The organism is Rhizobium sp. 05N49 (assembly GCF_056396805.1).
The window spans coordinates 87,893-109,716 of the sequence record NZ_JBFTME010000016.1; the positions used below are offsets into that span (position 1 = coordinate 87,893).

Annotated in this window: 24 protein-coding genes and 1 pseudogene; 18 read left to right on the forward strand and 7 right to left on the reverse strand. The window is 60.0% G+C overall.

What is annotated here, in order from left to right; translation table 11 throughout:
* The first annotated feature begins 40 nt into the window (after positions 1–40).
* The 5 genes from AC1DF8_RS26690 to AC1DF8_RS26710 are packed head-to-tail and all read left to right on the forward strand — an operon-like array spanning position 41 to position 5,021.
* A complete protein-coding gene (locus AC1DF8_RS26690) occupies positions 41–865 on the forward strand; it encodes an ABC transporter ATP-binding protein (protein WP_112545166.1) in 825 nt (274 codons plus the stop codon).
* Complete coding sequence (locus AC1DF8_RS26695; RefSeq protein WP_478155679.1) at positions 865–1,719, forward strand: ABC transporter permease; 855 nt, start codon at positions 865–867, stop codon at positions 1,717–1,719. The genes AC1DF8_RS26690 and AC1DF8_RS26695 overlap by 1 nt, the downstream gene beginning before the upstream one ends.
* The gene (locus tag AC1DF8_RS26700; protein ID WP_478155680.1) at positions 1,719–3,032 is read left to right on the forward strand and encodes a cytosine deaminase; all 1,314 of its coding nucleotides are present in this window, start codon (positions 1,719–1,721) and stop codon (positions 3,030–3,032) included. Before AC1DF8_RS26695 ends, AC1DF8_RS26700 begins: the two co-directional genes overlap by 1 nt.
* A gap of 1 nt (position 3,033) precedes the next feature.
* Positions 3,034–4,443 carry an FAD-binding oxidoreductase gene (locus AC1DF8_RS26705; RefSeq protein ID WP_478155681.1) on the forward strand — a complete coding sequence of 470 codons (1,410 nt, stop codon included), beginning with the start codon at positions 3,034–3,036 and terminating at the stop codon, positions 4,441–4,443.
* A complete protein-coding gene (locus AC1DF8_RS26710; protein WP_112545170.1) occupies positions 4,440–5,021 on the forward strand; it encodes an NAD(P)H-dependent oxidoreductase in 582 nt (193 codons plus the stop codon). The genes AC1DF8_RS26705 and AC1DF8_RS26710 overlap by 4 nt, the downstream gene beginning before the upstream one ends.
* Positions 5,022–5,176: 155 nt before the next feature.
* Here AC1DF8_RS26710 and AC1DF8_RS26715 read toward each other — a convergent pair whose 3' ends face one another.
* The 4 genes from AC1DF8_RS26715 to AC1DF8_RS26730 form a co-directional block, all read right to left on the reverse strand.
* Positions 5,177–5,566, reverse strand: a complete 390-nt coding sequence (locus tag AC1DF8_RS26715; protein WP_112545171.1) for a RidA family protein — start codon at positions 5,564–5,566, stop codon at positions 5,177–5,179.
* Positions 5,567–5,641: 75 nt separating this feature from the next.
* Positions 5,642–6,205: a methylated-DNA--[protein]-cysteine S-methyltransferase gene (locus tag AC1DF8_RS26720; protein ID WP_478155682.1), complete on the reverse strand. Its 564-nt coding sequence runs from the start codon at positions 6,203–6,205 to the stop codon at positions 5,642–5,644.
* Positions 6,206–6,293: 88 nt separating this feature from the next.
* Complete coding sequence (locus AC1DF8_RS26725; protein WP_478155683.1) at positions 6,294–6,881, reverse strand: RBBP9/YdeN family alpha/beta hydrolase; 588 nt, start codon at positions 6,879–6,881, stop codon at positions 6,294–6,296.
* A 127-nt stretch (positions 6,882–7,008) separates the two neighbouring features.
* Positions 7,009–7,305: a hypothetical protein gene (locus AC1DF8_RS26730; RefSeq protein ID WP_478155684.1), complete on the reverse strand. Its 297-nt coding sequence runs from the start codon at positions 7,303–7,305 to the stop codon at positions 7,009–7,011.
* Between the two features lie 198 nt (positions 7,306–7,503).
* Here AC1DF8_RS26730 and AC1DF8_RS26735 point away from each other — a divergent pair, with 198 nt between their 5' ends.
* The 5 genes from AC1DF8_RS26735 (at position 7,504) to AC1DF8_RS26755 (ending at position 12,940) form a co-directional block, all read left to right on the forward strand.
* Positions 7,504–7,827, forward strand: a complete 324-nt coding sequence (locus AC1DF8_RS26735) for a hypothetical protein (RefSeq protein WP_112545174.1) — start codon at positions 7,504–7,506, stop codon at positions 7,825–7,827.
* 129 nt (positions 7,828–7,956) lie between these two features.
* Positions 7,957–9,411 (forward strand): cryptochrome/photolyase family protein, encoded by a 1,455-nt coding sequence (locus tag AC1DF8_RS26740; protein WP_478155685.1) that lies wholly within the window; start codon positions 7,957–7,959, stop codon positions 9,409–9,411.
* Entirely contained in the window at positions 9,408–10,745 is a 1,338-nt protein-coding gene (locus tag AC1DF8_RS26745) for an NAD(P)/FAD-dependent oxidoreductase (RefSeq protein WP_478155686.1), read from the forward strand. Before AC1DF8_RS26740 ends, AC1DF8_RS26745 begins: the two co-directional genes overlap by 4 nt.
* Positions 10,742–11,602 carry a DUF1365 domain-containing protein gene (locus tag AC1DF8_RS26750; RefSeq protein WP_478155687.1) on the forward strand — a complete coding sequence of 287 codons (861 nt, stop codon included), beginning with the start codon at positions 10,742–10,744 and terminating at the stop codon, positions 11,600–11,602. Before AC1DF8_RS26745 ends, AC1DF8_RS26750 begins: the two co-directional genes overlap by 4 nt.
* Positions 11,603–11,680: 78 nt before the next feature.
* Positions 11,681–12,940 carry a class I SAM-dependent methyltransferase gene (locus AC1DF8_RS26755; protein WP_478155688.1) on the forward strand — a complete coding sequence of 420 codons (1,260 nt, stop codon included), beginning with the start codon at positions 11,681–11,683 and terminating at the stop codon, positions 12,938–12,940.
* Here the strand turns inward: AC1DF8_RS26755 and AC1DF8_RS26760 are convergent, their stop codons facing one another.
* Together AC1DF8_RS26760 and AC1DF8_RS26765 are read right to left on the reverse strand one after the other, a co-directional pair.
* Positions 12,941–13,774 carry an SDR family NAD(P)-dependent oxidoreductase gene (locus AC1DF8_RS26760; RefSeq protein WP_478155689.1) on the reverse strand — a complete coding sequence of 278 codons (834 nt, stop codon included), beginning with the start codon at positions 13,772–13,774 and terminating at the stop codon, positions 12,941–12,943.
* Positions 13,775–13,872: 98 nt separating this feature from the next.
* The gene (locus AC1DF8_RS26765) at positions 13,873–14,532 is read right to left on the reverse strand and encodes a ChrR family anti-sigma-E factor (protein ID WP_478155690.1); all 660 of its coding nucleotides are present in this window, start codon (positions 14,530–14,532) and stop codon (positions 13,873–13,875) included.
* A 211-nt stretch (positions 14,533–14,743) separates the two neighbouring features.
* On the opposite strand from AC1DF8_RS26765, the gene AC1DF8_RS26770 reads away from it, so the two are divergent.
* The 5 genes from AC1DF8_RS26770 (at position 14,744) to AC1DF8_RS26790 (ending at position 18,598) form a co-directional block, all read left to right on the forward strand.
* The gene (locus tag AC1DF8_RS26770) at positions 14,744–15,784 is read left to right on the forward strand and encodes a cysteine synthase A (protein WP_112545180.1); all 1,041 of its coding nucleotides are present in this window, start codon (positions 14,744–14,746) and stop codon (positions 15,782–15,784) included.
* A 6-nt stretch (positions 15,785–15,790) separates the two neighbouring features.
* Entirely contained in the window at positions 15,791–16,528 is a 738-nt protein-coding gene (locus AC1DF8_RS26775; protein ID WP_113117181.1) for an alanyl-tRNA editing protein, read from the forward strand.
* A 26-nt stretch (positions 16,529–16,554) separates the two neighbouring features.
* Positions 16,555–17,424 (forward strand): 3-mercaptopyruvate sulfurtransferase, encoded by an 870-nt coding sequence (sseA, locus tag AC1DF8_RS26780; RefSeq protein WP_478155691.1) that lies wholly within the window; start codon positions 16,555–16,557, stop codon positions 17,422–17,424.
* A 4-nt stretch (positions 17,425–17,428) separates the two neighbouring features.
* Positions 17,429–17,989 (forward strand): GNAT family N-acetyltransferase, encoded by a 561-nt coding sequence (locus AC1DF8_RS26785; protein WP_112968609.1) that lies wholly within the window; start codon positions 17,429–17,431, stop codon positions 17,987–17,989.
* A 99-nt stretch (positions 17,990–18,088) separates the two neighbouring features.
* The gene (locus tag AC1DF8_RS26790; RefSeq protein ID WP_018115456.1) at positions 18,089–18,598 is read left to right on the forward strand and encodes a DUF1203 domain-containing protein; all 510 of its coding nucleotides are present in this window, start codon (positions 18,089–18,091) and stop codon (positions 18,596–18,598) included.
* A 16-nt stretch (positions 18,599–18,614) separates the two neighbouring features.
* Here AC1DF8_RS26790 and ald read toward each other — a convergent pair whose 3' ends face one another.
* A complete protein-coding gene (gene ald, locus AC1DF8_RS26795; protein WP_112545185.1) occupies positions 18,615–19,733 on the reverse strand; it encodes an alanine dehydrogenase in 1,119 nt (372 codons plus the stop codon).
* A gap of 158 nt (positions 19,734–19,891) precedes the next feature.
* Here ald and AC1DF8_RS26800 point away from each other — a divergent pair, with 158 nt between their 5' ends.
* The 3 genes and pseudogenes from AC1DF8_RS26800 to AC1DF8_RS26810 form a co-directional block, all read left to right on the forward strand.
* Positions 19,892–20,353 carry an Lrp/AsnC family transcriptional regulator gene (locus AC1DF8_RS26800; RefSeq protein ID WP_018115458.1) on the forward strand — a complete coding sequence of 154 codons (462 nt, stop codon included), beginning with the start codon at positions 19,892–19,894 and terminating at the stop codon, positions 20,351–20,353.
* A 69-nt stretch (positions 20,354–20,422) separates the two neighbouring features.
* Entirely contained in the window at positions 20,423–21,304 is an 882-nt protein-coding gene (locus AC1DF8_RS26805; protein ID WP_018115459.1) for a DMT family transporter, read from the forward strand.
* Between the two features lie 87 nt (positions 21,305–21,391).
* A pseudogene (locus AC1DF8_RS26810) lies at positions 21,392–21,706 on the forward strand (PilZ domain-containing protein); the annotation flags it as partial.
* Positions 21,707–21,824: the final 118 nt, after the last annotated feature.

The window sequence follows — 21,824 nt, forward strand, 5'->3', positions numbered from 1 at the left end:
CGGCGGCGGGCCGCTTCCCCTTCGATAAAAGAGCGAGAGAATGTCCCTAGCGGAAACCAAGGCGGCGCCTTCGAAGGAGACTCGCAAGCGGCCGCTGGTCGTCATGCAGTCGGTCTCGAAGGTCTTTTCCAGCGGCACGATCGCGCTTTCGGGCATGTCGCTGACGGTCGAGAGCGGCGAATTCATCAGCCTTCTCGGCCCTTCCGGCTGCGGTAAATCCACGGCACTCCGCATCATCGCCGGTCTCGGCGACGCCACGTCGGGCAAGATCGACTGGCCAAGTTCGCGCATCAATTCGCAGGGCCTGCCGGAGGGCGATATCGGCTTCGTCTTCCAGGAACCGACGCTGATGCCGTGGAAGACCGTGTTCGGCAATGTCTACCTGCCGCTGAAACTGCGCGGCGTTTCCAAGGCGCAGGCCAGGGATCGGATCACGGAGGTCCTTGCAACCGTCGGCCTGCAGGATTTCGCCGATGCCTATCCGCGGGAACTCTCCGGCGGCATGAAGATGCGTGTGTCGATTGCCCGCGCGCTGGTGACCAAGCCAAAACTGCTGCTGATGGATGAGCCCTTTGCCGCGCTCGACGAAATCACGCGCCAGAAGCTCAATGACGACGTTCTGCGGCTGTGGAAAGCGACGGGCATCACCGTGATCTTCGTGACGCACTCCGTCTTCGAGTCTGCCTATCTTTCCAACCGCATCGTGGTGATGAAGGCGCGGCCGGGCCGCGTCCATGCGGATTTTCCGCTGACAACAAGCCTTGAGCGGGATTCGCATTACCGGACCTCGGAAGAATACCGTCGGGCCTGCGAGACGGCATCGCGTTCGCTGATCGAGGCAATAGGCGGAGCGGAGGAACATTGATGAGCGTCGAGAGCATCGAAACAAGCGAGACCGCGCCCCTGTCCGTTCCCAATCCGATCAACGCAAAGAGGCGCGATCTGGCGCTTCGCATCGCTGTGCCTTTTCTGGTGATCGGCGTGCTGATCGTCATCTGGGAGTTCTACGTCGTGCTCTCGGGTGTTCCGCCTTATATCCTGCCCGGCCCTGGCGCTGTGGCAGCGGCCTTCATCCATGACTGGGGCACACTTGCCCCTGCCCTCTGGGTCACCACGCAGATCACCTTGATATCGCTTGTCCTGGCACTGATCGGGGGGGTGGGATTTGCGATCTTCCTGGTGCAATCGCGATGGATCGAAATCGCCTTCTACCCGCTCGCCGTCATCCTGCAGGTCACGCCGATCGTGGCGATCTCACCGCTGATCCTGATCTACGCTCCGTCGACRCAGGTGGCGCTCCTGATCTGCGCCTTCCTCGTCGCCTTTTTCCCGATCCTGTCCAACATGGTCCAGGGCCTGAAGAGCGTCGATCATAATCTCATCAACCTCTTCGAACTCTACGGCGCCTCGCGCTGGCAGACGCTGATCTACCTGAAGATCCCGGCCGCCCAGCCCTATTTCATGACCGGGCTTCGCATCGGCGGCGGCCTAGCGCTGATTGCCGCCGTGGTTGCCGAATTCGCCGCAGGTTCGGCGGGTGCCGGTTCCGGCCTCGCCTTCCGTCTGCTGGAATCGCAATATCGCATGAACATTCCCCGCCTTTTTGCCGCGCTCTTCATGCTGTCCATGCTCGGCGTCGCGATCTTCGCCATTACCTCCTTCATTTCATGGCTCAGTCTGCATCGCTGGCATGAGAGCAGCCTGAAGCGGGAAAATTGATGACCTATTCCTTCATGTCCCCCCCGAATGCGGGCCGTTTCATGCTCGCCAACGCAACGCTTCCGGCTGTCGCCATCAGCGGCTTTGCTGCCGTCGCCAATGAAGGCCTCGTCAAGGCGGATATCGTGATAGCCGACGGTCTCATCTCGGCAATCCTGCCTCCCGGAACAGCGCCGGCCGAATTCGCCAAGTCCGACATGCGGGAAGGCATGGTGTGGCCTTGCTTTGCAGATATCCATACACATCTGGACAAGGGCCATATCTGGCCCCGCAAGCCCAATCCCGACGGAACCTTCATGGGTGCGCTGGAGGCGGTCGGCCGGGACCGCGAGGCGAACTGGTCGGCGGCGGATGTGCGCAAGCGCATGGAATTTTCGCTGCGTTCAGCCTATGCACACGGCACTGGGCTTATCCGCACGCATCTGGATTCGCTGGCACCCCAGCACCGGATTTCCTTCGAGGTCTTTGCCGCGATCCGGGAGGAATGGAGAGACAAGATTGCCTTGCAGGCGGTCGCTCTCTTCCCGCTGGACAACATGGTCGACGAGGCTTTTTTCGCTGATCTTGTTGCTGTCGTAAAGGACAAGGGTGGGCTGCTTGGCGGTGTCACCAAGATGGGACCAGCGCTCGACTGGCAGCTCGATACGCTTTTGCGCGCGGCGGCGGAGAACGGCCTCGATGTCGATCTGCATGTCGACGAGACCGAGGATCCAGGCGCAGAAACATTGAAGGCGATCGCTGAAGCCGTTCTGCGCAACCGGTTCGAAGGCAAGGTGACGGCAGGCCATTGCTGCTCGCTGGCGCGGCACGATGACGATATCGCGCGGCGGACGGTCGAACTGGTTCAAAAGGCCGGGGTTTCGGTCATCTCGCTGCCGATGTGCAACATGTACCTGCAGGATCGGTATCCCGGCCGCACGCCGCGCTGGCGCGGTGTCACGCTGTTCAAGGAACTGGCGGCTGCCGGTGTCGAGACGGCTGTCTCTTCCGACAATACACGCGATCCCTTCTACGCCTATGGCGATCTCGATCCGGTCGAAGTGTTTCGTGAGGCAGTGCGCATCCTGCATCTCGATCATCCGCTCGACACCGCGGCACGCGTCGTCACGACGTCACCGGCCAAGATTGCCGGCAGGCCGCAGATGAGCCGCATTGCCGTCGGCAGCCCCGCCGATCTCGTGCTCTTCAGCGCCAGGCGCTGGAGCGAATTCCTTTCCCGTCCGCAGTCTGACCGCGTCGTGCTTCGTCGCGGCAAGGTGATCGACCGCAGCCTGCCGGATTACCGTGAACTCGATAGCGTCGTTGGAGCCTGACATGGCCGATTATCAGCAGATCAAAAAAGAACTCGAAGGTATCGCGATCGAGGACAATCCGGCGCTCGTTCGCCAGAAGAGCCGCGACTTCTACTGGTATTCGCCAATCCTGAAGGCGCAGCTCGATAATGTGACCGCCGATATCGTCGTCACGCCGAAAAACGAGGCCGAAGTCATCCAGACGCTAAAGGTCGCCTTCGCCCATGGCGTGCCCGTCACCCCGCGCGGCGCCGGCACGGGCAATTACGGTCAGGCCATGCCGCTCTCAGGCGGTATCGTGCTCAACCTCGCCGCCATGGACAAGATCAAGGAAATCCATCCGGGTCGCGTCATCTGCGAACCCGGCATCGTGATTGCCCAACTCGACAAGCAGACCAAGGCACATTCCGGTCAGGAGTTGCGCTTCCACCCCTCGACCGCCCAGACGGCGACGGTCGGCGGATTCATCGCCGGCGGTTCCGGCGGTGTCGGCTCGATCACCTGGGGCGGCTTGCGTGATCTCGGCAATATCCTGCGCCTGCGTGTCGTGACCATGGAAGCGGAGCCGCGCGTGCTCGATCTCACCGGCTGGGATCTGCAGAAGGTCAGCCATGCCTATGGCACCAACGGCATCATCACGGAAATCGAGATGCCACTGGCACCCGCCTATGACTGGGTGGATGTGCTAGTCGGCTACGATGACTTCATGGATGCAGTGCGCTTCTCCGATGCGCTGGCGAAATGCAACGGCATTCTCGTCAAGGAAATCGCGCCAATCGCGGCCCCTATCCCGCATGACTATTTCACCCGCCACAAGCCCTATATCCGCCAGGGCCAGTCGATCGTCGTGCTGATGATCGCGCCGCATTCCATGGATGCTTTCCTGGCTTTCACGGCAGCGCAGAAGGGCGAAATCATGTTCCGCTCCGACAAGGTCGAGAGCATGCGTGGCATTCCGCACGCCTATGAGCTAGCCTGGAACCATACGACGCTGCGTGCGCTCAAGGTCGATCCCACCTTCACCTATCTGCAGGTGCAGTATCCGGGACCGGATCATGTGGCCAAGGTGAAAAAGATGGTGGAGATCTTCGGCGATGAGGTGCCGGGTCATCTCGAATTCATCAAGTTCGATGGGCAGATCCAGTGCTCGGGCCTGCCGCTGGTACGCTATACGACAGAGGAGCGGCTGGAAGAGATCATCAAGATCCATCGGGATCATGGCTGCCCGATCTTCAACCCGCACCGCTATACGCTCGAAGAGGGAGGCATGAAGCGCACCGACAAGGTGCAGCTCGCCTTCAAGCATGAGACCGATCCGAAGGGGCTGCTCAATCCTGGCAAGATGATCGCCTGGGAGAATCCCAATTTCGATTTCGATGCCGGCAAGAACTACCTTTTCCCGGGTCTTGCCGCCGTCATGGAGGCTTCATGAGGGTTCTTGTCCTCCACTCGCACCCGGTCGAGGAAAGCTACGGCAAGGCGCTCTACAGACAAACCCTGGAGAGCCTCGCCAAGGCCGGGCACGATGTGGATGCCTGCGATCTCTATGCGGAGAATTTCGATCCCGTCCTGTCGCAACATGATCGGCTCGTCTACCACGACTATCCCGACAATATTTCGCTGGTGAAACCCTATGTCGACAGGCTGAAGCAGGCCGAGGCGCTGGTCATCTGCACACCGGTCTGGAATTTCGGCTTCCCGGCGATCCTGAAAGGTTATTTCGACCGGGTCTGGCTTCCCGGCGTTTCCTTCGCGCTCGTGAACGGCAAGGTCGAATCCCGCCTGCGGCATATCAAGAAGCTTGGGGCGGTGCTGACCTATGGCGCGACACCTTTCCGCGCCTTCGTTGCCGGCAATCCGCCAAAGAAGATCGTGAAGCGTGTCTTGCGGGCGCAGATCGACCCGTTCAAGCCGGTTACCTTTCTCGCCCATTACGACATGAACAACTGCACCCCCGAGACACGGGCAGCGTTCCTGGCGAAAGTGAAGGACGCGATGGAGCGATTCTAGGGGGGCTTGCATCGGTACACCTAACCGGGCGCACCCCGCATGGTGGTCGATCTCTTCGGCGCCGATATCGGCCAGCATGCGCGCACCGCCATGGGCGCTGCTGCCGCGCCGGTGAGCCGCCCCGTCGTAATCGCCGCGGAGCTTGCGATCAAATCCTAGAAAACCTTCGCCGCCGTTACTTCCACTTCCACCAGGAATTCCGGCCGGGTAAAGCCGTTGATGATAATGAGCGTCGAAACGGGTTTCGGGTCGAGCGTGAAGCGGTCGCGCACCGCCATATAGGCCGGGAAGTCTTCCCGTTTCGTCACAAAGCCTGAAATGCGGATGACATCAGCAAAGCTCATCTCGGCCTCGGCGAGGATCGCCTTGATCGCTTCGAAGCAGAGCTCAGCCTGGGCCGTCACATCCTCAGGAATCTTTTCATCGAGGCCGATGCCGAGCTGACCTGACGTGACCAGCAAGGATGCGCCCGGCGGTATGAGCAGACCGTGATTGTAATTTCCGAAGGGACGGCGGACGGATGGCGGGTTGAAAATCTTCTTCATGAAAAGACCTCGCTATAGACAGAGATTTATAGCGAGGTTTTCCGCCGTATTCCAAGCACTTGCTTGCGATAGATCTCAGAAATCGAGGGATTGCTGGGCAGGAGGCGGTGGACCGACATGCACGCCTTCGAGCTCCAGCATGCGAAGCTTGGACGTCGAACCACCAGGCGCCGAAAAGCCACCGATCTTTCCGCCTGCCGCCAGCACCCGATGGCAGGGAATGATGAGCGCGACAGGATTCTTTGCCATCGCCTGGCCGACGTCGCGCGCTGCCTCTGGCCCCACCCCAAGCTCCTTCGCCAGGGTGCCGTAGGTCGTCGTGCGACCCCAGCCGATACGGCGCGCGGCAGCATAGATATCGCGGAAGAATGCGTCCTGGCCGTCAAGGTCAACGGCGACAGTGGAGAAGTCGATTTCTTCGCCTTCGAAGTAACGCTTCACCGCAGCAACAGCGTCCAAAATCTGCGGCGTCGGCTTGCCGGGTTCGGCAGCCGGCAGACGGCGCAGCAACAATCGTTCTGTCGAATCGGCGCTTTTCGTGGGCAGCTGGAACCGCGTCACGCCGGCATCGCTCCATTCAATGCCGCAAAAGCCGCCTGCTGTTTCAAAAATCAGGTATTGATGCACTTTCTGAGCCATGGTGAAGCCCTCACATTCCATCAGGTATCAGAATCGTATCGCGAAGGTGTAAGTTCAACCCGTTTCTTGCGCGTGTCCCGATAAAATGTCAGGCCGATGCCGCGGTCGTGGTATGCGGGGATATCTGCGGCCTCTTTGCCTTCGCCTTGCCTTTCACCACATCAAACAGCGTATAGCCGCCGGTCCAGCGGCCAAAACCGCTGGCGATATTGATATGGCCTGCGAGGCCGATGTTGCGAACTTCGGTTTTCCACAGGCGAGTGTAGAAGCTCAGTCGGTCGAGCGACATGTATTTGTCGTCGAGACTGCCGACGGTGAGGCTCGGAAAGGGAAGCGGGGTAGTCGGCATGGGGCCGAAAGCGAGCGAGCCGGGATGCAGCCGTTCGGTGGCCGGCAAATCGCAAGGGGCAACCAGAAGCGCTCCCTTGATCCTGCGTGCCACTGGCCGGTCGGCGAGCCTCGCCGTCAGGATGCAGCCGAGGCTATGGGCAATGATATAGGCCTCTCCAGCTTCCAGGAGTGCCTGTTCCAGCCGTTCCATCCAGTGGTCCAGACGGGCGTGGTTCCAGTCGTCCTGGCCGACCAGCCGGCTCTGCGGCACATCATCAAGCCAAAAGTGCTGCCAATGCCCCTCGTCGGAACCGAACAGACCCGGCACGATCAAGATTTTTGTCATTGCTGTCTCCTGGCGCAGGCGCAGCAAGGCCGCTGCAACGCATCTCGGCCAGATTATCCATAAATTTTATGGACTAAAGAAACGAAGCTCCAAAACCCGGAAGAAAGCTGGAAAATCCATCGCTGGATCAGAAGTTGCTGCTCGACGAAAAAGTCGCCAGGTCGCAGGATATTCTGAGGCCGATGGCATCGTGGCAGCCTGTCCCGTCGCCCGCAGCCAATTCTCGCCCAGCAAAAAGCTGAATGCTTTCGACGCGGACGGGGCCGGCAGACCAGAGCAACGGGCGGTTGACATCGATGGCGGCAACCCGCTGCTCGGTGGCCTTTACAACGGTGGAAGCGAGCGCCATGCCGCCCAAGGTCAAGGCGAGAGCAAGTACCATCTGAAGGCAGAGATCGCCTGCCTCGCGCAGTGAAATGAACATGGCGGCCTCATGCCGTAAACGGGGATTCACTGCGCAGGTAAGGCAAGGAAGGGCGGAGGCAAAGCGGCTTTCGCGGTTAAGGTTTACGCGTAACCATCGCAATCACTTCAACCGCGCCGCTTAAATTTCGGAACAAGCAATCGCCTCGCGGGTTAGGCACATGTCACCAAAGATGAAAATCGAAGGAGGATAGCTCCCATGCGTAAATCCCTTATCGCCGCTTCGTTGCTTGCCATCGGCATGGCTTCGTCGGCATTTGCCCAGTCCAATCCCGACACTATCGGCCCGACCAACGGCGGCTCCACGGACCCGGGCTCGGGCAATTACTCCTCGGATTATACGAGTGACAGCAACGGCATTCATCCGGTTCCCTCAAGCGCGGTCGATCCGGCCACGACACAGAGCATCGGCGGCCAGGCCATCGATTGCCCCGGCATGGCGCAGCAGAACACGGGTGTCGATACGCGCGGCGGCGAAAGCGGCGCTTCGATCAGTGAGGCATGCCGCGAATACGACAACTGATCGGGCAAAGACCCGTTCGTTGAGAGAGGCCGGCTCGACCGGCCTTTTTCATGCGTGCTTCATGAAACTCCTGATCCGATTGCCCCGTACTTCCGTAACAGACAGGAGAGGCAGGACAGGGAGCAGACATTGGCACGGGATATTGTTGCAAGACCGGTGATCGTGTGGTTTCGCAAGGATCTGCGCCTTGACGACAACAGGGCACTCCAGGCGGCATGCGCATCGGGGCGGCCGGTTATTCCACTTTATATTCGCGAACACGGGGAAGACGGCACCGGGCCGCTCGGTTCGGCTCAGGCATGGTGGCTGCACCATTCGCTGCATGCGCTCGATGGCGCCCTTAGAAAACGTGACGGCAAGCTCGTCCTGGCCAGCGGCCATGCCCGAAACGTGCTGGGCGACTTCATCAGGCGAAGCGGTGCGGAAGCGGTATTCTGGAACCGTCGCTACGATCCGCCCGGCATTGCGATCGACACGCGCCTCAAGCATGAACTCGAAAAGCAGGCAATCGAGGTGCGCAGCTTCGGCGGCCAGCTCCTGCATGAACCGACGAAACTCAAGACATCAGGCGGCACGCCCTATCGCGTCTATACGCCGTTCTGGCGGGCACTCGAAGAAGATGGAGAGCCGGAAGCGCCTGTCGACATGCCTCAACGCTTCCGCTTCCCCAAAGAGTTTCCCGCATCTGAAACGCTCGCCTCTTTCAAGTTTCTGCCACGCAAGCCGAACTGGGCGAGGTCCTTCCCCGACATGTGGACGCCGGGGGAAGCCGCTGCCCACCAAAAGCTCCGGGAGTTCGTCGAAAACGCTCTTCCGGGTTACTCGGCTGACCGGGATTTCCCCGGCAAGGCGGCAACGTCCCTGCTCTCTCCGCATCTGGCACTCGGCGAGATTTCGCCAGCGCGTATCTGGGAGGCGACAAAGGGCCTCTCCCGCAGCATCCCATCCGACGATATCGTGCGCTTTCGCAAGGAACTGGCATGGCGGGAGTTTTCCTACCACCTGCTCTTCCATTTTCCCAAACTTGCAAGCGCCAACTGGAACGACAGTTTCGACGGTTTCGGCTGGCGACAGGATGAAGACGGATTCCATGCCTGGTGCAACGGCCAGACGGGCTATCCCATCATCGACGCAGGCATGCGCCAGCTTTGGCGCCATGGCTGGATGCATAACCGCGTCCGGATGATCACAGCCTCGTTTCTCATCAAGGACCTGCTGGTCGACTGGCGTCGAGGCGAAGCCTGGTTCCGCGATACGCTCGTCGATGCGGACCCGGCCAACAATGCGGCCAGCTGGCAATGGGTGGCAGGTTCAGGCGCCGATGCCTCTCCCTTCTTCCGCATCTTCAACCCGGTTCTGCAGGGCGAAAAATTCGATGCGGACGGCAGCTATATCAGGCAGTTCGTGCCCGAGCTCGAAAATCTGGAGGACAAATATATCCACCGGCCGTTCGAGGCACCCGCGAGCGTGCTTGAAAAAGCCGGTATCACGCTTGGTGAAACCTATCCCCAACCCATCGTCGATCATGCCACGGCGCGCCGGCGGGCGCTGAAGGTCTATAACGCGATAAAGGATGCAGCATGAACGCGCATGTTCCTTCGCTGCCACGCCGGCTCAAGGTCGCGGTCATAGGATCGGGCATATCGGGTGCATCGGCTGCCTGGGCGCTCAATCCTGTTCATGACGTGACGCTTTATGAGAAGGATGTCCGGCCGGGCGGCCATACGGCAACGGTCGATGTCGATTATGACGGGTTGAGCATTCCAGTCGACACCGGCTTCATCGTCTACAACGAGCACAATTATCCCAATCTGACCGCGCTCTTTGCGGAACTCGGCGTCGCCACGCATGCCAGCGACATGAGCTTTTCCCTGTCACTCGATCAGGGCAGGCTGGAGTGGAGCGGCGGTGGGCTCTCGTCGATATTCGCGCAGAAGCGCAATCTGCTGAGCCCCTCCTTTCTCTGGATGATCCGCGAGATCCTGCGCTTCAACCGGACCTGCCTGGAAGATCGGGCAGCCGGACATCTCGCCTCGCGCTCGATCGGCGATTATCTCGACTGGCGCGGCTTCTCGCCCGGTTTCACCAACAACTATCTGGTGCCCATGGCGGCGGCGATCTGGTCGACGCCATCAGCGCGCATGCTGCAATTTCCCGCCGAGCATTTCGTCAATTTCTTCGACAATCACCGGCTGATCTACCGCCACCAGCATCAGTGGCGTACCGTCACCGGCGGCAGCCACAACTATCTGAAAAGGCTTCTGTCGCCGCTTGGCGACAAGGTAAGACTTGGCTGCGGGGTGCGCAGCGTAATACGCAAGGAAAAGGGCGTCATCGTCATCGACGAAGCCGGCGGCGAGGCTTTCTTCGACAAGGTGATCTTCGCCTGCCACAGCGACCAGACGTCGCGTCTGCTGATGGATGCGACGGATCAGGAAAAGCGCCTGCTCGCTGCCGTCCCCTATCAGCCCAACCGCGTTATCCTGCACCGTGATGCCAGCCTGATGCCGACGCGGCGCAAGATATGGGCCTCCTGGAACTATCTGCGCTCGAGCCATGGCGACGGCAGGGCGGGTGTAGCTGTTACCTACTGGATGAACAGGCTGCAGGGCATCGATCCGAACTTCCCGCTCTTCGTTACGCTGAACCCGGACCGCGAACCGGATGGTCGCAAGGTCTTTGCCGAGTTTACCTATGAGCATCCGCAGTTTTCCGCCGAAGCGATGACAGCACAGCAGGCGATCGCGGTCATCCAGGGAAAGAACAATTGCTATTTCGCAGGCGCCTGGACCGGATATGGCTTCCACGAAGATGGACTTGTCTCCGGCCTTGCGGCGGCGGAAGCTCTGGGCGGTATCACACCCTGGCGAACCGACCGACCCTCCCCTCGTGAAACGATGCTGGAAGCGATGGCATGATGGGATCGCGCAAAAGCCCCGACGCTTCGAGATATGGCGTCAGCGTGACGCGAAACGGTCGTCCGCCGGACGCAGCGGCAGTGCTTTATGTAGGCAATGTCATGCATCAGCGCATGAAACCGTTCGGCCATCGCTTCCAGTATCGGGTGTTTTCGCTTGCTATCGATCTCGACCGTTTGGAAGAAGCCGACAGGCAATCGACGCTGTTTTCGGTCAACCGAAGCAATCTCGTCTCGTTCCATGAAGAAGACCATGCAGCAGGTGGGAAGCTGCGCTCCCATGCCGATCGCCTGCTTGCAGATGCCTGTGTCGAGCGACCGGCCAAAATCCTGCTCGTCTGCTATCCGCGGATCTTCGGCTACGTCTTCAATCCGCTTTCCGTCTATTATGCTTATGACGAGAAGGATTCAGTTATTGCGCTGATCTACGAGGTGCGCAACACGTTCGGCGAGCGGCATAGCTATGTCTGCCCCGTCGAGGAGGACGAAATCTTCGAAAGCGGTCTTCGTCAGACCTGCGAAAAGCTCTTTTACGTCTCTCCCTTCATTGGCATTGGAATGCGCTATCATTTCCGCATGCTGCCGCCCGGCCAGGAAATCCGCTGGCGCATCCTGGAAACCGATGCGGACGGACCGCTTCTTGCCGCAACGTTCGCCGGCCGGAAAAAGCCGCTGACTGGCCGGACGCTCGGTTTTCTTCTCACAACCACTCCCTTCCTGACCGTCAAGATCATGGCCGGCATTCACTGGGAGGCTCTGAAACTCTGGCTGAAAGGCGCTATCTACGTTCGCCGGCCACCACCTCCTCCGCCTGTCAGCGTGAAGCCGGCAAGCCGGCTTGCAGAAGCTGCGGAATGAATTTAGCGTTTGTCGCAATCGCCGGAGGAGAGGCGCAAGCATTGTCCTGACCGGCCCCAAAATACGGGAGGACGGACGGTGAGCAATATACAGGACTTGAACCAAGCTACCCGGGACGCGGTAACGCTGACGGCGGAGAATATTTCGCGCATCGTCAGAGACCTGCCGTTCAAGGCGAAGCTTGCGCTGCGCGGTTTGCTGGGCATACAGCAAGGGTCCCTTGCCGTCACGCTGCCCGACGGGCGCAAGGTGTTGATCAGGGGCGAGGCCGCCGGACCGAATGCAGCGCTCACGCTCCGGAATTGGAACCTTCCCGACCGGGCTCTGACCAGCGGCACCATCGGGATCGCAGAGACCTACATGGATGGCGACTGGGATAGCCCCGATATCACCGCCTTCCTCGAGCTGTTTCTCGTGAACGGCGAGGCCGCATACAGTTATTCTTATGGCACGAGCGGTGTCGGCCGCTTCGTGGAACGCATCCGCCATTGGATGAATGCCAACACCAAGGCCGGGTCCAGGCGCAATATCTCGGCCCATTACGACCTCGGCAATGACTTCTACAAGCAATGGCTCGATCCGAGCATGACCTACTCGTCAGCGCTTTATTCGACCGGTGCCAATGACCTGCAATCGGCACAGAGCGCCAAGTATCGGGCGCTGGCGGAAGCGACCGGCATCAAGCCCGGTGATCATGTGCTCGAGATCGGTTGCGGGTGGGGTGGCTTTGCGGAATTCGCGGCCAGCGAACTGAACTGCCGGGTGACCGGACTGACCATCAGCCGTGAGCAGCTTGCCTTCGCACAGGAGCGCATCAGCAAGGCAGGGCTAAGCGACAAGGTTGATTTTCGCTTCCAGGACTATCGCGACGAGACCGGTGTCTACGATCGCATCGTTTCCATCGAGATGTTCGAGGCCGTGGGCGAGAAATACTGGCCGGCCTATTTTTCCAAACTCAGACAATGCCTGAAGCCGGGCGGCAAGGCAGGGCTGCAGATCATCACTATCCGGCCCGAATCTTTCGAGCAATATCGCAGCAATCCGGACTTCATCCAGAAATATGTCTTCCCCGGCGGCATGTTGCCGACGCGTCATCACCTTGCCGAACTCGGCAAGAAGATGGACCTGTCACTGGTCCGGGACTTCGGCTTCGGCCTCGATTATGCCCGCACGCTCGCGGAATGGCGCGAGCGCTTCTGGTCCGTGTGGCATAAGCTCCGGCCGATGGGTTTCGACGACCGGTTCAAGCGGCTCTGGGAATTCTACCTGTTCTATTGTGAGGCCGGCTTCCGCGCCCGCAATATCGATGTGCGGCAGGTGGTTTTTTCGCGCCGCTGATCATTCAGCCGGATGCGGTGTCGCCGGCCGGTGACCTCTATCGAGAGGCCGCTCTCGCCAGCCTGTGAAGCGGTTGACCAGAGGGAAATAGAGACCGTAAGGCAGTATCCGCAGGAACTTCAGCATATAGGTGAAATGCCGCGGGAAAGTGATCTCGAAAGCCTGCATCTTGAGGCCTGCCGCAATGCGCTCCGCAGCGGCCTCGGGCGAAATAAGTGCCGGCATCGGAAAAGCATTCTTGCGCGTTGCCGGCGTGTCAACGAAACCCGGATTGATGAGCTGGATACGGATCCCGATCTTGTCGAGGTCGAATTTCAGGCTTTCGGCCATGTTGATCAGGGCAGCCTTGGTCGCGCCGTAGGCGGCGCTGGTCGGCAATCCCGTGTAGCCGGTCACCGAGGAAACGATGGCGACCTGTCCCTGCCCCTTCGCCTTCATGTGGCGGATCGCCGGCAGGAGGCAATTGACGACGCCTGACAGGTTGACGGCAAAAGTCTCCTCGAAATCGGCTCTGTTTAGATCCTCGCCGTGAACGGGCTGATAGACGCCTGCGCAGAGGATCGCCATGGCGAGCGCGCCATGCTCGTATTCGATCGAGGCCATGACATGTTCCATGTCTTCGGCATCGGTCACATCGCCGTCGAGCACGATGATGCTGCCGGGCAATCCGGATGCCTCGGCCTGCAATTCCACCAGTTTTTCGTGATTGCGGGCGGTGACGGCAACCCCGTATCCCTCGCCTGCGAGCTTCAGCGCCAGCGCTCGGCCTATTCCGGAACTCGCGCCGGAAATCCAGACGATACCATGCTCCGGGCGGGCGATGAAATTACGCATGACACTTCCTCCGGTCTGCCGATTTGAATACGAACACAGTCCGGAAGCTCCCCCATCTCTCCCGGGACAATGGCTCTATCACAGCATTGTGGCTGCTTTCAGCCGATGAGATCGCCAATGATCTGCCGGAAGGAGCCGGTGAGCTTGATCGGGCCCTCCGAAACGGCGAAAGCGATGCAGGGCCGATCCTTTTCTGCGACGGGGCGATGGTCGATCGTGGCATCCGCAACCGAGATATCTCCCGGCCCAAAGCGGCCGCGCTCGTCGTGGAAGGCGCCATCGAGGATGAGGATTAGTTCCATGCCCGCATGCGTGTGGGCAGGCAGCGCTCGGCCAGGCCTTATCCACATCAGGCTGACTTCGCAGCCGTCGATATCGGTCGCATATTCCTTGAAGCCCGGAAGGCGCTTGCGCCACGGCACGTCGTCGGCTTCGAAACCGACGAGATTGCGCAAGGCACGCGGAAAAAGAGCGCCCCGCGGACGTGACGGGGGCTTCGCAGGGGACGCAGGAGCCTTCGAGCCGAAGATTGCCGCAAGCTTCGCATCCCGGTCGCTGATCGGGCTTGCCGGCGTGCTTTCCAGAGCGTCTCCGGCCAGCCGTTCAAGGTCGGCCACAAGGCCGCGATTGTCCGCCTTCATTTCGAGATGGGATTCCACGAGTACGCGGGCCGGCTCCGGGAGGGAGCCGGCAACATAATGCGCCATCAATGCATCGATCGTGTCGATATGCTCGTGAACCATGTCAGATTCGGTCACGCCTTGTTCCTGCGCCCGTGCTTGCTTTGTCGTCATCCATACGCCGAAAGTCAATCTTCGGATCACCGGCGCGCCTGGAGACGGCAATGGGCTGGAACGCGAAGACTAATTTTATCGCCCGCCTCAAAGGCATGGAATAGGATTTCTTGCCAACGCCGCCTTGTGAAGGGAAAAGACCGTTCCTAAACTATGCGTAAACGAGGCAGATTCCATGACCTTCCACCCCTCCGTAATCGAGGCTATCGGCAATACGCCCCTCATCAAGCTCAAGGGTGTTTCCGAGGCAACCGGCTGCACCATTCTCGGCAAGGCCGAATTCCTCAATCCCGGCCAGTCGGTGAAGGACCGAGCGGCGCTCTATATCATCCGCGACGCCGAGAGGAAGGGCCTGCTGAAGCCCGGCGGTGTCATCGTCGAGGGTACGGCGGGCAATACCGGAATTGGCCTGACGCTCGTTGCCAAGGCGCTCGGCTATCGTACCGTGATCGTCATCCCGGAAACGCAGAGCCAGGAAAAGAAGGACGCGCTGCGCCTGCTCGGCGCCGAGCTCGTCGAAGTTCCGGCCGTTCCCTACAAGAACCCGAACAACTATGTGAAGGTTTCGGGTCGCCTTGCCGAACAGCTTGCCAAGAGCGAGCCGAACGGCGCGATCTGGGCGAACCAGTTCGACAATGTCGCCAACCGCCAGGCTCATATCGAAACCACCGCACCCGAGATCTGGAAAGATACGGATGGCAAGGTCGACGGCTTCATCTGCTCGGTCGGTTCGGGCGGAACGCTGGCCGGTGTTGCCGCAGGCCTCAGGGGCTTCAACAGGGATATCAAGATCGGCATCGCAGATCCCGAGGGTGCCGCGCTCTACGAATTCTACGCGAACGGCGCGCTGAAGTCGGAGGGATCGTCGATCACGGAAGGTATCGGCCAGGGGCGCATCACCGCCAACCTTGAAGGCTTCACGCCCGATTTCTCTTATCACGTCACCGATGCCGAATCGCTCCCCTACCTCTTCGATCTGGTGGAACATGAGGGGCTTTGCCTTGGCGGCTCCACGGCGATCAACATTGCCGGTGCGGTTCGCCTCGCCCAAGATCTCGGTCCCGGCCATACGGTCGTGACAATCCTCTGCGATTATGGCAACCGCTATCAGTCCAAGCTTTTCAATCCGGACTTCCTTTCGTCCAAGGGTCTTCCCATTCCTGCCTGGATGGTCGGCTCGACGGATATCAGAATACCCTACGAACCCGCAGCGTGAGCCTCCATGCCAGTCAATGCCCTCTACCGTGACGACTTCTACCTTTCCACATGCGAAGCGGTCGTCACGGCCGTCCACGAGGACGGGGGCATCGAGCTGGACCAGACCTGCTTTTACGCGACGTCTGGCGGGCAGCCGGGCGACACAGGCTTCTTCGAACGGGCTGACGGCTCCAGGATAGGGCTTGGCCAGGCGAAACATGGTGCCACCAAAGACATCGTCATTCATGTGCCGCAGGAGGGCGAGCCGCGGCCGGAGGTCGGCGAAAAGCTGGTTGTGCACATCGACTGGCCGCGCCGTTACAGGCTGATGCGCATGCATACGGCCTGCCATCTTCTTTCAGTCGTCTGCTCCTATCCGATTACCGGTGCTGCTGTCGGCGAGGATGAAAGCCGCGTCGATTTCGACATGAGCGACACGATCGACAAGGACGAGGTGACGGCCAGGCTGATGGACCTCGTCAACCAGAACCATCCTGTCTATGTTCAGTGGATCACGGATGAGGAGCTCGCCGCCAATCCCGGCATCGTCAAGTCGAAGAATGTGCGTCCTCCTGTTGGTCTTGGCCGTGTCAGCCTCGTCTGTATCGGAGAGAATTCAGCTATTGACAGCCAGCCCTGCGGCGGCACGCATGTTTCGGAAACTCAGGAAGTCGGCCAGATTCATATTGCCAAGATCGAGAAGAAGGGCAAAGAGAACAGGCGCTTCCGCATTCGCTTCGGCACGCCCGGCGACGAAGCCTGATAGACGATATTTTTGGGGAGATCATCATGAGCGACACCAAGAGCCGTTTCGTCGTTTCGGCCGACTGGCTACAGGCTGAACTCGGCAAATCCGATCTGCGCGTGCTCGACGCATCCTTCTATCTGCCGGCGCAGAAGCGCGATGCCGATGCAGAATATGCCGCCGGCCATATTCCGGGTGCGATCCGCTTCGATCAGGACAAAATCGCCGATCACTCGACGAACCTGCCGCACACGATCCCCTCGCCCAATCATTTCGCCGCCGAAGTCGGCAAACTCGGCATCAGCGAGAATGACCGTATTGTCGTCTATGACGGCATCGGCATGTTCGCCTCGCCGCGCGTGTGGTGGCTGTTCCGTGTCATGGGCGCAAAGAATGTCTTCGTCCTCGACGGCGGACTGGACGGATGGAAGGCTGAAGGCCGGCCACTCGAAACCGAAACGCCACAATATGCGCCGGCGAGTTTCAAGACGAATTACGATTCCAACCGCGTCGTTCACCTCGAGCAGATGCGCGATATCGTTTCAAGCGGCGCCCTGCAGATCGCCGATGCCCGCAGCGCCGGCCGTTTCGCGGCCAGCGAACCGGAACCGCGCGCCGGCATGCGCTCCGGCCATATGCCAGGTGCCCGCAGCCTGCCATCAGGCGTTTTCGCAAACCAGGGCCGTTTCAAATCGCTGCCGGAACTGAAGCAGACGATCGAGGATGCCGGCATCGATCTTTCGAAGCCGGTCGTTACCTCCTGCGGATCGGGTATTACCGCAGCAATCATCACGCTGGCGCTGGAATCGCTCGGACATACCGACAACAAGCTCTATGACGGCTCCTGGAGCGAATGGGGCAGCCGCGAGGATACGCCTGTCGTTACCGGTCCTCCTGCAGCGGTCAAAGCCTGACGCCATGGGAAAGACGCCCGCCTCGCTTAAGGCCCATATCACGCGGCTTGAAATGGTCGCGCCGCCGAAGGCAAGCCTGCCCGTGCCCGTCAACATCCAGACGGCGATCATGCGCGCACCGGCCATTCCACTACCCTTCTATCGCTATCTCTATCGACAGGTCGGGGCGCGCTGGCAGTGGGTCGACCGTCTGCGGATGAGCGACGAGGAATTGACCGTCGCCCTGCATGACAAGCGCAACAATATCAGCGTGCTCTACGTCAATGGCGCGCCGGCCGGCTTCTATGAATATCTCTGCGAGGACGAGGATACGATCGAGCTCAGCCATTTCGGGCTCTTCGAGCACGCGCTCGGCCTCGGCATCGGCAAATGGTTCCTGCTCCAGGCTCTCTACGCGATCTGGACGCTGAACCCGCAAAAGGTCACGACGACCACCAACAATCTCGACCATCCGCGGGCATTGCAGCTCTACCAGATGTTCGGTTTTTCTCCCGTCTCCACCGGCACCGGGATCGTCAGACCATTGAGCGACAAGGAACTGCTGGAAATAGCCCGACGCGGCTGATCGAGCAGCGCCCAAAGCTTCCCGGTTTCAGGCAAGAATCGGGTGGTTTGGACGGCCGCAAGGGCAGACACTATGGCAAAGCTCATGAGGAGATTTGCCATGAACAACATTCAATTTTCAGCCATGCCGACAGCTGATGCAGAAGCGCTGTGGAGCGGCGGTCGCGATGCCTACGGACGTCTGCCGGAAACAATGATCTCCGATGGTCCGGGCCACCCGTGCCGGCATTGCCTGCGCAATATTGGCGCTGGCGAAGAGCTGTTCGTCTTTGCCTATCGCCCCTTTCCGGAACTGCAGCCCTATGCCGAAACCGGGCCGGTCTTCCTGCACAAGCAGCCCTGTCAGCGCTATTCTTCCGACGAGGTCCTGCCTCCCGTCCTGACTACGAGCCCGGATTTCATTGTCCGCGGCTACGGCGAGAGCGACAGGATCGTCTACGGCACCGGCGCGGTGACGCCGATCGACAGAATTCCTTCCTATGCGGCCGAATTGCTCGCACGGCCTGACATCGCCTACGTGCATGTGCGCTCCGCGCGCAACAATTGCTATCAGTGCCGGATCGACAAAATAAAGGCGCCAGCCCTTGCGGAAGCTGGCGCCCTTACCTGACCTTGAGTCAGCTGGTTTACGCTACGTTCAGTGCGCTTTCAGGAGCCACTGCCTCGTAACCAAGCGCATCCGCGACCGGCTTGTTGGTGATGCGGCCCCGGTGGACGTTCAATCCGTTGCGCAGGTGCTTGTCCTCGGCAATGGCGCGCAGGCCGCGATCGGCGAGTGCGAGGCCGTGGACGAGCGTCGCATTGTTCAGCGCATGGGCTGATGTGACGGGAACCGCGCCCGGCATGTTGGCGACGCAATAATGCACGACGCCGTCGACGACATAGGTCGGTTCGGAATGCGTCGTTGCGTGCGAGGTTTCGAAGCAGCCACCCTGGTCGATGGCGACGTCGACGATGACGGAGCCCTTCTTCATGCCGGAGAGCATTTCGCGGGTCACAAGCTTTGGTGCGGCAGCGCCGGGGATCAGCACGGCACCGATGACCAGATCAGCAGTAAAGACTTCCTCTTCCAGTGCCTGGATGCTGGAATAGCGCGTGTGAATACGGCCATTGAAGATATCGTCGAGCTGGCGCAGGCGCGGCAGCGACTTGTCGAGAATGCTGACATCGGCGCCGAGACCGGCAGCCATCTTGGCGGCATGCAGGCCGACGACGCCGCCGCCGATGATCGCAACCTTGGCCGGGAGAACGCCGGGAACGCCGCCGAGCAGGATGCCAAGGCCGCCATTGGCCTTTTGCAGCGCGGTGGCGCCGGCCTGGATGGAAAGTCGACCGGCGACCTCGGACATCGGCGCCAGGAGCGGCAGGCCACCGCGATCGTCGGTCACCGTCTCATAGGCGATTGCCGTAACGCCGGATGCGAGCAGACCCTTGGTCTGTTCCGGATCGGGCGCGAGATGCAGATAGGTGTAGAGGAGCTGACCGTCGCGGAGTTGCGCCCATTCCGAGGGCTGCGGCTCCTTGACCTTGACGATCATGTCGCACTTTTCGAAAATATCCTTGGCGGAGGCGGCGATCTTCGCGCCAGCGGCCACATAGGCGGCATCATCGGCACCAATGCCGGCACCTGCCTTCGTTTCCACCCAGACCTCGTGGCCATGGGCGACATATTCTCTGACCGAAGCCGGCGTCAGGCCGACGCGATATTCATGGTTCTTGATTTCCTTCGGGCAACCGACACGCATACGCGTTCCTCTCATTTTATGTCTGCATTTCGCAGAGCGTTTTCTTGCTGATAAATCCTCCCACCGCTGCAACGAAATGTCCTTGCAAAGAGGATTTGCACAAACATGAAGTTTCGAAGATTATTGCGTCAACGCCCCAATTTTCGAAGGTTCTTCGAATGTCAGACCTCGACAACATCGATCTTGCGATTCTGAAGGCATTGCAGATCAATGCTCGCATCACCAATGCGGAACTCGCCGACAAGGTCGGGCTGTCACCTTCGGCCTGTTCGCGGCGGCTCGACATTCTCGAAAAAAGCGGTGTCATCGGCGGCTACCATGCGCGGCTTTCGCACAAGGCGCTCGATTACAAGATGATCGCGATCGTGCACATTTCGCTGTCTGGCCAGTTCGCCAAGACATTGTCGGAATTCGAAGCGGCGGTGAAGCGCTGCCCGAACGTGCTCGTCTGCTATCTGATGTCCGGCGAGTACGACTATATCCTGCGGGTCGCCGCCCGTGATCTGGAAGATTACGAGCGCATCCACCGAGACTGGCTTTCGGCGCTGCCGCACGTGGTGAAGATCAACTCGAGCTTTGCGCTGCGCGAAATCATCGACAGGCCGAATGTCGGCCTCTGAGCCCTTGCAAAGCCCCCCAGAATCCTGTCCTAGCTTGACGTCGCGGGCATTCCGCTTCAACGGCAAGACATGAAATCCAAGACTCACGGCTATATCTTCCTGCTCCTCGCGCTGACGATCTTTTCTGCGCAGGACGCGATCTCGAAGCATCTTGGTTCAGCCTATTCGCCTATCTTCGTGACGATGGTGCGCTATTGGGCCTTCGGGTTGTTCACCGTGGTTCTGGCCTCGAAAATGCGCGGCGGCATCGCCGCAACCGCCCGCACCAAACACCCATTTCTGCAGGTTTCACGCGGCATCCTGCTTGCGACGCAGGTGGTACTGGCAATCACCTGTTTTGCGCTGATCGGGCTGGCGCATTCGCAGGCAATCTTTGCCGCCACCCCCATCATCGTCGCGTTGCTTGCCATTCCGCTGCTCGGCGAAAAGGTTGGCTGGCGCCGCTGGACGGCCATCGGCGTCGGACTTTGTGGCGTGTTGCTGATCCTCAAGCCGGAAGGCGGGTTCTTCGACGTGAACCTGCTTCTTGCGGTGGTCTCCTGCCTCAACTTCGCACTTTACGTGATCGCCACACGTTACGTGAGCCGGCAGGATTCGGCGATGACGAGCTTCTTCTATACAGGCATCGTCGGCGCTTTCGTCATGACGCTTGCAGGCCCCTTTTACTGGACGCCGATTCAGGGCTGGGACTGGATCTGGATGCTCGCCGTCTGCCTGACCGGTACATCAAGCCATTATTTCCTGATCCGCGCCTATGACAGTCTCGATGCAGCGGCCGTCCAGCCGCTCACCTATATCCAGCTCGTCTACGCCTCGATCCTCGGTGTATTGATCTACGGGGAGACGCTGACGCTGAATATGATCGTCGGCTCGATCATTGTGGTTGCGGCCGGTATCTTCACGGTCTGGCGCGAGCATGTCGTGGCGCGACGGGCGGCCGTGCCGAATTGAGACTTTCGGCACAATTTTAAACAAGCCTCTAAAGGCATTTCAATTTTCCGCGTTTATGCTTCTCTCGAATTCTTCACGGGGACCAGCATGACACGTAACCTCAAGATCACCGCCCGCAAGGCGGACCGCAGGAATTGCCGGGTCTTCGGCAAGATCAGCTATATGAACAGCCAGATAGACGCCCGCATCCTCGATCTTTCCGCCACGGGTGCGGCACTCGAGGTGAAAGCCCCGCTTTATGCGGCCGCCGGCAGCAAGGTACGCATCGAAGCGGAAGACCTCGGCCTGCTCGATGGGGTCGTTCGCTGGAAACACAATGGCCGCGTCGGCATCCAGTTCGATGTCAATTCCAATGCGCGCGCGCTCATTGCCTCCTACTTCCGCTTCTTCCATCGCGACGTGCCGCGCGTCCGGTAAGCTCAGGCTGTGCCGCTTTCGCTGCACCGTCTTTGCCGTTCTGTCATTTTCAAGATGTACTCCTTCGCCAATCATCCTAAGTTCGCCGAACCGGGTGATGCGT